8 protein-coding genes and 1 tRNA gene are annotated in these 10,466 nt (G+C 63.9%); 5 read left to right on the forward strand and 4 right to left on the reverse strand.

The annotated features are described in order from the left end of the window. Positions 1–80 precede the first annotated feature (80 nt). Together ACYZGB_RS16965 and ACYZGB_RS16970 are read left to right on the forward strand one after the other, a co-directional pair. Positions 81–659, forward strand: coding sequence for a YceI family protein (locus ACYZGB_RS16965; protein WP_462389967.1), 579 nt, complete (start codon positions 81–83; stop codon positions 657–659). Positions 660–840: 181 nt separating this feature from the next. Next, the gene (locus ACYZGB_RS16970; protein WP_462389969.1) at positions 841–1,464 is read left to right on the forward strand and encodes a VOC family protein; all 624 of its coding nucleotides are present in this window, start codon (positions 841–843) and stop codon (positions 1,462–1,464) included. Between the two features lie 155 nt (positions 1,465–1,619). On the opposite strand, the gene ACYZGB_RS16975 is transcribed toward ACYZGB_RS16970, so the two are convergent. Further along, on the reverse strand, positions 1,620–3,485 hold the full coding sequence (locus ACYZGB_RS16975; protein WP_462389971.1) for a M48 family metallopeptidase: 1,866 nt from the start codon (positions 3,483–3,485) through the stop codon (positions 1,620–1,622). Between the two features lie 289 nt (positions 3,486–3,774). On the opposite strand from ACYZGB_RS16975, the gene ACYZGB_RS16980 reads away from it, so the two are divergent. Next, positions 3,775–6,672, forward strand: coding sequence for a valine--tRNA ligase (locus ACYZGB_RS16980; protein WP_462389973.1), 2,898 nt, complete (start codon positions 3,775–3,777; stop codon positions 6,670–6,672). A gap of 96 nt (positions 6,673–6,768) precedes the next feature. Further along, a complete protein-coding gene (gene galU, locus ACYZGB_RS16985) occupies positions 6,769–7,656 on the forward strand; it encodes a UTP--glucose-1-phosphate uridylyltransferase GalU (RefSeq protein WP_063462634.1) in 888 nt (295 codons plus the stop codon). 117 nt (positions 7,657–7,773) lie between these two features. Here galU and ACYZGB_RS16990 read toward each other — a convergent pair whose 3' ends face one another. The 3 genes from ACYZGB_RS16990 to cysM all read right to left on the reverse strand — a co-directional run bounded on the left by ACYZGB_RS16990 (position 7,774) and on the right by cysM (position 9,585). Continuing rightward, positions 7,774–8,001 (reverse strand): sulfurtransferase TusA family protein, encoded by a 228-nt coding sequence (locus tag ACYZGB_RS16990; protein WP_063462001.1) that lies wholly within the window; start codon positions 7,999–8,001, stop codon positions 7,774–7,776. Between the two features lie 14 nt (positions 8,002–8,015). Continuing rightward, positions 8,016–8,582, reverse strand: coding sequence for an NUDIX domain-containing protein (locus ACYZGB_RS16995; protein WP_462389976.1), 567 nt, complete (start codon positions 8,580–8,582; stop codon positions 8,016–8,018). 100 nt (positions 8,583–8,682) lie between these two features. Next, positions 8,683–9,585, reverse strand: a complete 903-nt coding sequence (cysM, locus tag ACYZGB_RS17000) for a cysteine synthase CysM (RefSeq protein WP_462389977.1) — start codon at positions 9,583–9,585, stop codon at positions 8,683–8,685. 40 nt (positions 9,586–9,625) lie between these two features. On the opposite strand from cysM, the gene ACYZGB_RS17005 reads away from it, so the two are divergent. After that, positions 9,626–9,710, forward strand: a tRNA-Leu gene (locus ACYZGB_RS17005). Positions 9,711–10,466: the final 756 nt, after the last annotated feature.

The following is a 10,466-nucleotide window of genomic DNA, read 5'->3' on the forward strand; positions in this document are numbered from 1 at the left end:
CACCACCGTTTCATTCGCTTTTGTTTTCGGTTTCGTTCCGCGTTTCTTTCTCTGTCGTCTCTATTCAGGAGTATTCACCCATGCGCAAGTCCCTGTTCTCCCTGCTCGCTGTGGCCGCTGCCACCGCCATGACCGCTGGTGCCGCCCAGGCCGCCAACTACGCCATCGACCCCACGCACACCTTTGTGACGTTCGAGATCAGCCACTTTGGCGCCACCACCAACCGCGCCCGCTTCGACAAGAAGCAAGGCACGGTGGAGTTCGACCGTGCCGCCAAGACCGGCAAGGTGGACATCTCCATCGACACGACTTCGGTGAACTCGGGCACGCCTGCGTTCGACAAGCACCTGCAAAACGCCGACCTGTTCGACGTCGCCAAGCACCCCAGCATCAAGTTCGTGTCGGACAAGTTCAGCTTCAACGGCGACAAGGTCAGCGAAGTGACCGGCCAGCTCACGCTGCTGGGCAAGACGGCGCCCGTCACCCTCAAGGCCACGCAGTTCAACTGCTACGACAGCCCCATGCTCAAGCGCGAAGTGTGCGGTGGCGACTTTGAGACCACCATCGACCGCACCCAGTGGGGCATGAACTACGGCGTGGAATGGGGCTTCCCCAAGAACGTGCGCCTGGTGGTGCAGATCGAAGCCGTGAAGCAGTAATCCAACGCTGCGATGCACAGCGGGATTGCCCTGGCGCTCCCGCACCAGCCACCCACGGCAGCCATGCTCGGGTGGCTTTTTCTTTGGGACCCAGGCATAGGCATGGTCACATTCAAAATTAACTTAACGTAAATCAATTACGAATAGTAGAATTGCAGCCACCAATTTGAGGAGACTCCGCATGAACGCTGTCCTGAAGAAGCCTGACCTGGCCACCCTGCCCGCGCCTGCCGCCATCCAGCAGCTGCACCACTACGCCTACAAGGCGCGTGATGCCGAGGAGACGCGACAGTTCTACGAGGACATCTTGGGCCTGCCGCTGTATCACATCATCCAGAGCGACTACGTGCCCAGCACGGGCGAATACTGCCCCTACACGCACTTCTTCTTCCGCCTGAAGGACGGCTCGTTCATCGCCTTCTTCGACCTGGGCGACGACGTGAAGGCCGAGCCCTCGCCCAACACGCCGCTGTGGGTCAACCACGTCGCCTTCCGCGTGGACACGGTGCAAGAGCTGGAGAACACCAAGCAGCGCCTGGAGGCGCACGGCATCGAGGTGCTGGGCGTGACGGACCACCACATCTTCCACAGCATCTACTTCTTTGACCCGAACGGCATCCGCCTGGAGCTGTCGGCGCAGCTGGCCAACGAGGAGCAGATGGCCAAGGACAGCACCGTGGCCCACGCCCGCCTGGCCGAGTGGACGGCCCGCAAGGAGCAATGGCGCAAGGAACGCGCCGAAGGCAAGGTGGCCGCGCCGCTGAAGCCGCAACAAAACGACCGGCCGGAGTTCGTCAAGGGCTGATAGCCCCTGACCCCACCACGTTCCACCCCCTGGCGCAGGGTGGAACGTGCCGCCAGCCCCAGAAAATGGCAAAAAATGGCCGTTACCGCGCGACCATCAAGCGTTAATAGCTATATATTTAATAGCAAACATCCCTAACGCTGCGGTGCTGCCGCCTACTGCGGCTGTTGTTGTTGTTGCTGCTGCGCCCGCATGATCTGGTGCCGCTGCCAGTAGGCCCCCACCACGGCATTGAACTGGTCTTTTTCCTTGGTGAGGCCGGACAGCTTGATCTTGCTGGTCTTGGCGCCCAGGCCCAGGGCGTTCTTCTCGGGGTGCGTCACGACCAGCGCATTGCCAAAGCTGCTTTCCTTGAATTCCAGCGCCTTCACGGCATCCCAGAACACCGTGGTCTCGTCGGCCGAGGTGCGGATGCCTTCGATGCTGACCTCCACCGTGTTCTCCCCCTTGAGCGCAAACACCACGGGCGGAAAGTAGCGCAGCACCAGGGCGCGCTCTTCGTCGGTGGCGGGCTCGTAGCGGTAGGCCAGGCTGCGCTCATGGTCCTGCGCAAACTGCTGTTCGTAGTCACTCCACAGGCGCTGCTCGATCGCGTCGGCCGTCAAAATCTCCTGCACCCAGGTGGCAGCGGGCGCGCGCACGGCGATGGCGCCGTAGTCGCGCTCCTTCAGCGCCATGCCCACGTTGCGCAGGCGCTCGGGCATGGCGGGGTGCGTGTCAAACGGGTGCGGCACATTGGCCGTTTTCATGGCGTCCAGAAAATCGTCGGAGGCCGCATAGGGTGCCAGCCCCTGGGCCACATAGCGGGCGATGCCCAGCGTGGTGTCGTGCCGCTCATTGTGGCCAAACAGTTCGTCCTCGATCCTGGCGCGGTATTGCGCATAGGCCGCGATCTTGACCAGCGACTGCGCAATGGCGGCGGGCGAGATGAGCTTGGCGGCAATGCGGTCGGCCTTGAACTCGCGCTCGCGGCTGTCGCGCGCCAGGGCGAATTCGAAGATGGTGCGGAACAGGTCCAGCACCGGCGACACCACCGCCGACAGCCCACCGCTGCGGATCGCGTGGCGGTAATGGTCAAACTGCACCAGCTTAGGGCCCAGCCGCGCGCTGCTCTGGGTGTCGCCGCCGCGCAGGTGGGCCAGTTCGTGGCCGAACACGGCGTCGGCCTCGGCCTGGTCCAGGATGCGCAGCAGCGGCAGGCTGACAAACAACGTGCGGCCCGTGAGCGTCTGCGGGCCCACGGTGAGCGGTGCCTCGGTCACGAAAAAGTTGGCATCGATGCCCGCCACGATGTGCTGCGGCGGATCGGTCTTGAGGCGGCGCGCCATGTGGCGGATGCGCTTCCACAGCAGGGGCGCATCGTCTTCGGACACCAGCTCGCCCACGGCGCGGCTCTGGGACTGGACGCGCTTGAAGATACCCGCCACCGCCACCAGCACGCCCGCCAGCACCGCAAACCCCACAAACAGCACCAGCTTGGGCGAATACTTGTGAAAAAAGAACGCCGTGACCCAGAACGACAGCCACACGGCCATCGCCCCCTGCACCACCAGCGCGGCGGCACTGGCCCAGGTGGTCAGGCGCCAGCCCGCCACAAAGCTGCTGTACTGCAACGTGCGGTCAGCAAAGGCCAGCGCACCCAGGCCCAGCACCACCACCAGCAGCACGCCGCTGGCCACCAGGGTCCAGAACGACACCTTGTGCGCCATGTGGAACTGCCACACGTCAGAAAACCGCTCGCACAGCGCCTCGCGGTACTCCTGGGCCTCGGCCGAGCTGTTGTCGCAAATGGTGGACGGCGGGTTGCCGCGGAAATAGTCCTTGCGCGCCTGCTTCTCGGCCAGCGGCATGGCCTTTTCGGCGTCGATGCGCTGGACCACGCCGGCCACAAATTCCGCGTCCTGATCGCGCTGTGCGTAGACGCTGAACCCCAAGGTCAACGCCGGGATAAGAAAAAGTGCCAGCAGCGCGTAAACAAAGACCTTGGCAAGGCCCGCGCGGAGTGCGGAGGAAAGGTGCATGGGTGGGGTGAATTGGTGTGTGTTTTTGACCCGGGCGAAGCATGGAGCCAGACCTCCCTCTCCGAAGGCCCTCTTGCTCCACCGGGCGGGATTATCAAGACGCCCCGGCGGCCCGGTCGAGCGACAAGGTAACAATTGGCGAGAAATGCCCGACAGGCGGGATGCGGGAGAGACCTGGACGAGGAGAAAAGGCCGCGGGGCACCCGCCGACACTCCCGTAAAATGCCCGGTCCACCCTCTTGACCGTTGAGGCGCGCCCTGTGCCCGCCTCTTCCTTCTGCCAAACCCCATGAGCACGCCCCAAGCACAACCCGGCCTCGACAGCCTGTCCAAGTCCTTTGAACCTGCCGCACTGGAAGCCCACTGGGGCCCCGAATGGGAAAAGCGCGGATATGGCACCGCAGGCCACCGTGGCACGGGCGCGCCGCAAGCGGGCGAGCCCGCGTTCTCCATCCAGCTGCCGCCCCCCAACGTGACGGGCACGCTGCACATGGGCCATGCGTTCAACCAGACGATCATGGACAGCCTCACGCGCTACCACCGCATGCGCGGCTTCAACACGGTGTGGGTGCCGGGCACCGACCACGCGGGCATCGCCACACAGATCGTGGTGGAGCGCCAACTGCAGGAGCAAGGCATCAGCCGCTACGACATGGGCCCCACCCCGCCCGAGGCACGCAAGAACTTTGTGAGCAAAGTGTGGGAGTGGAAGGAGAAGTCCGGCAACACCATCACCACGCAGATGCGCCGCATGGGCGACAGCGTGGACTGGAGCCGCGAATACTTCACCATGGACGACAAGCTCTCCAAGGTGGTCACTGACACCTTCGTGAAGCTGTACGAACAAGGCCTGATCTACCGTGGCAAGCGCCTGGTGAACTGGGACCCGAAGCTGCAGTCCGCCGTGTCCGACCTGGAAGTCGAGAACGAGGAAAAAGACGGCTCGCTGTGGCACATCGCCTACCCGCTGGCCGATGGATCGGGCAGCCTGACGGTGGCCACCACCCGGCCTGAGACCATGCTGGGCGACGTGGCGCTGATGGTGCACCCCGAGGATGCGCGTTACACGCACCTCATCGGCAAGATGGTCAACCTGCCGCTGTGCGACCGCCAGATCCCGGTGATTGCCGACGAGTACGTGGACAAGGAATTCGGCACGGGCGTGGTGAAGGTCACCCCCGCGCACGACCAGAACGACTACGCCGTGGGCCAGCGCCACAAGCTGCCCATGATCGTGGTGCTGACGCTGCAGGCCACCATCAACGAAAACGCCCCCGCCAAGTACCAGGGCATGGACCGCTTCGTGGCCCGCAAGGCTGTGGTGGCCGACCTCGAAGCCCTCGGTGCGCTGGTCGAGGTGAAGAAGCACAAGCTCATGGTGCCCATCTGCACCCGCACCGGCCAGGTGGTCGAGCCCATGCTGACCGACCAGTGGTTCGTGGCGATGAGCAAGGTGTCCGACCAGGACCCCACCGGCAAAAGCATTGCGCAAAAGGCCATCGACGCCGTGGCCAGCGGCGAAGTGACCTTTGTGCCCGAGAACTGGGTGAACACCTACAACCAGTGGATGAACAACATCCAGGACTGGTGCATCAGCCGCCAGCTGTGGTGGGGCCACCAGATCCCGGCGTGGTACGACGAAGACGGCAACGTGATCGTGGCCCGCAACGAGGCCGAGGCCCAGGCCAAGGCCCCCGGCAAAAAGCTGCGCCGCGACGAAGACGTGCTGGACACCTGGTACTCGTCCGCGCTCGTGCCCTTCAGCACCATGGGCTGGCCGAACCAGGGCGACGCACCCACCGACGACTTCAACCTGTACCTGCCCAGCAGCGTGCTGGTCACGGGCTACGACATCATCTTCTTCTGGGTCGCCCGGATGATCATGATGACCACGCACTTCACGGGCCGCGTGCCGTTCAAGCATGTGTACATCCACGGCCTGGTGCGCGACGCGCAGGGCAAGAAGATGTCCAAGTCCGAAGGCAACGTGCTCGACCCGGTGGACCTGATCGACGGCATTGCGCTGGAGCCCCTGCTGGACAAGCGCACCACCGGCCTGCGCAAGCCCGAGACCGCGCCCACCGTGCGCAAGAACACGCAAAAGGAATTCCCCGAGGGCATCCCGGCCTACGGCGCCGATGCGCTGCGCTTTACCTTCGCCGCGCTCGCATCGCTGGGCCGCAGCATCAACTTCGACAGCAAGCGCTGCGAGGGCTACCGCAACTTCTGCAACAAGCTCTGGAACGCCAGCCGCTTTGTGCTGATGAACTGCGAGGGCCAGGACTGCGGCCTGAAGGAGCACACCAAGGAAGAATGCCAGCCTGGTGGCAGCGCCCACGGCTACATGGAGTTCAGCCAGGCCGACCGCTGGATCACCTCGCTGCTGCAAAAGACCGAGGCCGAAGTGGCCAAGGGCTTCGAAGAGTACCGCCTGGACAACGTCGCCAACACGATCTACGACTTTGTCTGGTACAAGTACTGCGACTGGTACCTGGAGATCGCCAAGGTGCAGATCCAGAAAGGCACCGAAGCGCAGCAACGCGCCACGCGCCGCACGCTGATCCGCACGCTGGAAGCCATCCTGCGCCTGGCCCACCCCATCATCCCGTTCATCACCGAAGCCCTGTGGCAGGTGGTGGCACCTGTGGCTGGTATCCCTGGCGAATCGGTCAGCATCGCCCGCTATCCGCAGGCCCAACTGGAAAAGATCGACGAGGCCGCGATTGCCCACATGGACCGCGTGAAGGGCCTGGTGGACACCTGCCGTGCGCTACGCGGCGAGATGAACGTGCCGGACTCTACCCGCCTGCCCCTGTACGTGGTGGGTGACACCGAGTTCATGCGCGGCGTAGGCCCGGTGCTGCAGGCGCTGGCCAAGCTCAGCGAGGTCAAGGTGTTTGACGACGAAGCCGCCTGGGCCGCCGCCGCGCAGGCCGCGCCAGTGGCCGTGGTGGGCGAGGCCCGCCTGGCGCTGTACATGGAAATCGACGTGGCCGCCGAGAAGGCCCGCCTGTCCAAGGAAATCGCCCGCATCGACGGCGAAATCACCAAGGCCAACAACAAGCTGTCCAACGAAGCCTTTGTGGCCAAGGCCCCACCGGCCGTGATCGACCAGGAAAAGAAGCGCATCGCCGACTTTGGCGCCACGCTGACCCGCCTGCGCGACCAGCTGGGTCGCCTGGGCTGACAACACGCAAAGAGGGAAAGGCCCGGCAAGCCCTGGCCTGACACTTGCATATCCGCGACGACAACAACACACCACACCCCGCCATCAAGGAGACCCATGACTGTTGCCACCACCGTCCGCAAGGCCGTTTTCCCCGTTGCCGGCCTGGGCACGCGCTTTTTGCCCGCCACCAAGGCATCGCCCAAGGAGATGCTGCCCGTGGTGGACAAGCCGCTGATCCAGTACGCCGTGGAAGAGGCCTACGCCGCTGGCATCCGCCACATGATCTTCGTAACCGGCCGCAGCAAGCGCGCCATCGAAGACCATTTCGACACGGCGTATGAGCTGGAGGCCGAGCTGGAAGCCGCCAACAAGAAGGAACTGCTGGCGCTGGTGCGCTCCATCCAGCCCGATGACATGGACTGCGCCTTTGTGCGCCAGCCCCGCTCGCTGGGCCTGGGCCACGCCGTGCTGTGCGCCGAGCCGCTGGTGGGCAAGGAGCCCTTTGCCGTGCTGTTGGCCGACGACCTGATGGTGGGCCCCCCCGGCGGCCAGCCGGTGCTGGCCCAGATGGCCTCCGCCTTCCGCCAGCAAGGCCGCTCGGTCATCGCCGTGCAGGAAGTGCCGGAAGACCAGGTGCACAAATACGGCATCGTGGCCGGAGAGCCCGCTGGCGGCCCGCTGATCCGCATTGAACGCATCGTGGAAAAGCCCAAGGCCGATGTCGCCCCCTCGCGCATGGGCGTGGCAGGCCGCTACATCCTCACGCCCGGCGTGTTCGACGAGATCCGCAACCAGCCACGCGGCGTGGGCGGCGAGATCCAGCTCACCGACGGCATTGCCCGCCTGATGCAGCACGAAGCCGTGTACGCCTTCCAGTACCAGGGCAAGCGCTACGACTGCGGCAGCAAAGAGGGTTTTCTGGAAGCGACCGTGGAGCTGGCCTTGCAGCACCCGCAGGTGGGGGCGCACTTCCGGGAATATCTGAAGGCCCTGGCGCTGTAAGCCACTGCCTCGACCTACACTGGAAGCGCCTCACGCGCTTCCAAATCGATAGCTGCAAACGCTTACCCAACGGGCGCTAGCAGCTATTTTTTTGACAAACTCTGACTGACTTCTTGACTAGCGCCGACGCAGGATGTGGATGAACTCCTCACCCACCGTCTGCTGCTCCACCAGCTCGTTGCCCGTCTGCTTGGCAAAGGCCTGGAAGTCGCGCAGCGAGCCGCCGTCGGTGGCCACCACCTTGAGCAACTGGCCGCTGGCCATGTCAGACAGCGCCTTCTTGGCCTTGAGGATGGGCAGGGGGCAGTTCAGGCCCCGGGTGTCGATTTCTTTGTGGATGTCCATGGTGTGGTTCTCTTCTAGTCCTTGGGCGGCAGATTCAGGCCTCGGCGGCGTTCCTCATTTTCCTCTGCCGAGAAGAACACGGGTTCGCGCCCCCGCGTGCGCAGCCAGTCGGCCAGCGCGTAGCCCGTGCCAGCGGGCCAGCATTTGAGTTCGTGCAGGTCGTAAAAGCGGTAGTCCACCAGCTCGGGTGACAGCTTTACATGCCCCGCGGCCACCACGTGGTAGGCAATGATGATCTGGTTCATGCGCAGAAACTCATACGCGCCCACCAGGGTGGTGGCCTGCACGTCGAGGTTGGTTTCTTCCTTCACCTCGCGCGCAATGCCCTCCTGGGGCGACTCGCCCGCCTCCATGAAGCCGGTGATCAGCGCAAACATCTTGGCGGGCCAGGCCGCATTGCGCGCCAGCAGCACCTTGCCGTCCACCTCCACAATCGCGGCCAGCACGGGCGTGGGGTTGTTCCAGTGCGTCCAGCCGCAGGCGGGGCAGCGCAGGCGCTCCTTGTCGCCACCGTCTTCGGCCAGGGTGATGGGCTGCAGCGCGGTGCCGCAGTGGGTGCAGTGGCGAACTTCGTAGTGCATGGCTTACTATTATTTTAATAGCTACCAGCGCTTATCCATTGCGCGCAAGCAGCCAATTCCATTCAAATTTTGCAATCCACGGCGGCGCTGGGCCACGCTTTTACGCCGGGAACACGCCGGTGGACAAATACCGGTCGCCCCGGTCGCACACCACAAACACGATGGTGGCGTTGCTCTCGCGCGCGGCAATCTGCTGCGCCACCCAGCACGCACCGGCGGCCGAGATGCCCGCAAAGATGCCCTCTTCGCGCGCCAGGCGGCGGCACATGTCTTCGGCGTTGTCCTGGCTCACGTACACCAGCTCGTCCACGGTGCTGGCGTCGTAAATCTTGGGCAGATACTCCTGCGGCCACTTGCGGATGCCCGGGATGCGCGAGCCTTCCTCGGGCTGCGCGCCAATGATCTGGATGCCGGGGTTCTTTTCTTTGAGGAACCGCGACACGCCCGTGATCGTGCCCGTGGTGCCCATCGCGCTCACAAAGTGGGTGATGCGCCCGCCCGTCTGCTCCCAGATCTCGGGGCCCGTGGTTTCGTAGTGGATGCGCGGGTTGTCGGGGTTGGCAAACTGGTCCAGCACCTTGCCCTCGCCACGTTTTTGCATGGCCTCGGCCAGATCGCGCGCGTGCTCCATGCCGCCGCTCTTGGGCGTGAGTACCAGCTCCGCGCCAAAGGCCTTCATGGTCTGCGCACGCTCAATGGACAAATCCTCGGGCATCACCAGCACCATGCGGTAGCCCTTGATGGCCGCGGCCATCGCCAGTGCAATGCCGGTATTGCCCGACGTGGCCTCGATCAGCGTGTCGCCGGGCCGGATATCGCCCCGCTCCTCGGCACGGCGGATCATCGACAGCGCGGGCCTGTCCTTGACGGAACCCGCTGGGTTGTTGCCCTCCAGCTTGCCCAGCACCACGTTGCCACGCGCCGCGTTGTCCCGCGCCCCAATGCGCTGCAGCGCCACCAGCGGTGTGTTGCCCACCGCGTCTTCAATCGTCGGATATTTCATGCGCCCTACTGTGCCATAATTTGGGGCTTCACGAATTCCAGCCCGGGTGGTGAAATTGGTAGACGCAGGGGACTCAAAATCCCCCGCCGCAAGGCGTGCCGGTTCGATTCCGGCCCCGGGCACCATCGACTAGTCCGGAAGAGTCCATACTCTTCCGGACTTTTTTATTTCTCCTTAGGAATCAGCATCTTAGCTGTCCACAGCAGTCCAGGCCAGTCCATACCCATCTACGCAATTTGGGGGCACATTTGGGGGCACGATTCTCCAAATTGGGGGCACATTTATAGGCGTCGGTACCCCCGAGAAGATGCCCCCAGCCTCAGGGGCAGCAGCAGCCTCAAAAGCAATGCTTCGGCGCACCAGTCCCACCCGCTCGGCACAGCTGGAAGAAAAACACTTGCTCGCGCTTGGACGGTCGGTAAACCCCTCAAAGCCTACAAACCCCACCAGTCGGCCCGGGCATGCAGGCTGCAAATCCGGGCCGCAGCCATTTCCACTTGCTCGTGCTTCGACAGTCGGTAACCCCTCCAAAGCCTACAAACCCCACCAACCCGCCGGGTCTGCGGGTCTGCGGGTCTGCGAATCGTCCCGCTGCTTTTCACTGGCTCGCGTTTCGTCGGAAAAACACCCTTCAAAACCCACCAAACCCTACCGAGCCACCCAGCCGGATGCAGCTGCAAGCCGCCGGACAGCAAGCAGCACCAGCGACGAAACCTGGGAGGCCAGCCACCGTTAACATGGCAGCTATCGGCCAGAGGACTAAACCGCTCGCGCGGTAGCCCGCCGCGAAGGCCCTGACAGTAACTACACATCGCGCCCCTGTCTATGTTGGCGAGCGAGGCAATCGGCCTCTTTCTTCGACAGGAGCGCGATCATGATCT

The sequence above is a fragment of the Acidovorax sp. Q11 genome, from assembly GCF_054950075.1.

Coding starts and splice junctions, on each gene's coding strand:
- ACYZGB_RS16980 (WP_462389973.1), top strand. CDS start 3,775: ATGAGCACGCCCCAAGCACAACCCGGCCTCGACAGCCTGTCCAAGTCC.
- ACYZGB_RS16970 (WP_462389969.1), top strand. CDS start 841: ATGAACGCTGTCCTGAAGAAGCCTGACCTGGCCACCCTGCCCGCGCCT.
- ACYZGB_RS16975 (WP_462389971.1), bottom strand. CDS start 3,485: ATGCACCTTTCCTCCGCACTCCGCGCGGGCCTTGCCAAGGTCTTTGTT.
- ACYZGB_RS16965 (WP_462389967.1), top strand. CDS start 81: ATGCGCAAGTCCCTGTTCTCCCTGCTCGCTGTGGCCGCTGCCACCGCC.
- ACYZGB_RS16995 (WP_462389976.1), bottom strand. CDS start 8,582: ATGCACTACGAAGTTCGCCACTGCACCCACTGCGGCACCGCGCTGCAG.
- galU (WP_063462634.1), top strand. CDS start 6,769: ATGACTGTTGCCACCACCGTCCGCAAGGCCGTTTTCCCCGTTGCCGGC.
- cysM (WP_462389977.1), bottom strand. CDS start 9,585: ATGAAATATCCGACGATTGAAGACGCGGTGGGCAACACACCGCTGGTG.
- ACYZGB_RS16990 (WP_063462001.1), bottom strand. CDS start 8,001: ATGGACATCCACAAAGAAATCGACACCCGGGGCCTGAACTGCCCCCTG.